Origin of the sequence: Bradyrhizobium sp. 31Argb, from assembly GCF_043638955.1 — a bacterium.
Classification (GTDB): Bacteria; Pseudomonadota; Alphaproteobacteria; order Rhizobiales; family Xanthobacteraceae; genus Bradyrhizobium.
Genome location: NZ_JBEGDB010000624.1, coordinates 1 through 1,064, shown reverse-complemented (window position 1 = coordinate 1,064; position 1,064 = coordinate 1). Strand labels below are relative to the sequence as shown.

Here is a 1,064-nt window from a genome sequence, read left to right as displayed (position 1 = left end):
GGATTTCGGGAAGTTGAGGTACGATTCGCGGATGGTGAATCGTCTTTACAAGACCGGCGTGGATCGGGATCAGCTCAGCCTTCTGCCGGCGCGGATTGAGGACTATGTGGGGCCGGACAATCCGGTGCGGGCGATTGAGGCGTATGTTTGTACGCTGGACTTGGAGCGGCTGGGCTTCCGGCATAGCAGGGGCGGCGGGGGAGCGGGCCAGCCGAGCTACGATCCGGCCGACCTGTTGAAGCTTTATCTTTACGGCTACCTCAACCGGGTCCGCTCCTCGCGTCGTCTGGAGCAGGAAGCGGGGCGCAATCTGGAGCTGATGTGGCTGCTGAAGGGGCTTGTGCCCGGCTACCGGACGATCGCCAATTTCCGCAAGGAGAACTGGGCTGCGTTGAAGGCGGCGAACCGGGAGTTCGTGGTGTTGGCGCGTGCGCTTTCGCTTTTGGGCGGCGAACTGGTGGCGATCGATGGGGCGTTTTTCCATGGCGATGCCAGCAAGGGCAGCATCAAGACGCGCAAGCGGCTGACGGAGCAGCTGGCGGCGATCGAGCGCGACATTGAGGCCTATGGCGAGGCGCTGGAGGCCAACGACGCCACCGAGGCGAAGCCGTCCTGCGATGGAGGCGACGGCGGCAAGGGGGACGGCGGCGACATCGCGGACAAATTCACCGCGCTGATGGAACGGCGCGCACAGGCCAAGGCCGATCTCACCGAGCTGGAACGGAGCGGCCAGACGCAGTTGTCGACGACGGACGCCGACGCCCGGCTGCTCGCAAAGAGCGGCCAGCGCGTTGCCGGCTACAACGTGCAGATCGCCGTTGACGCCAAGCACAAACTCATCGTCGCCAGCGACGTCGTCAATGATGGCAACGACAGCGGCCAGCTCCATCCGACGGCGATGGCGGCAAAGGAGGTCCTGGGCGTCGAGACGCTGCAGGCGCTGGCCGATACCGGCTACTACAACGGGGCGCAGTTGAAGGCTTGCGAGGACGCCGGGATCATCGCCTATGTTCCGCAAGCCAAGCGCACGGACAGGCTGACGGCGCAGGGGCGCTTCAGCCACG

The 1,064-nt window shown here is 65.0% G+C and carries 1 protein-coding gene; it reads left to right on the top strand.

Annotation, left to right across the window (positions count from 1 at the left end):
* Positions 1–31: 31 nt before the first annotated feature.
* Positions 32–1,064, top strand: a 1,033-nt coding sequence (locus AAFX91_RS41900; RefSeq protein ID WP_394570376.1) for a transposase, incomplete at its 3' end; no start/stop codon positions are given.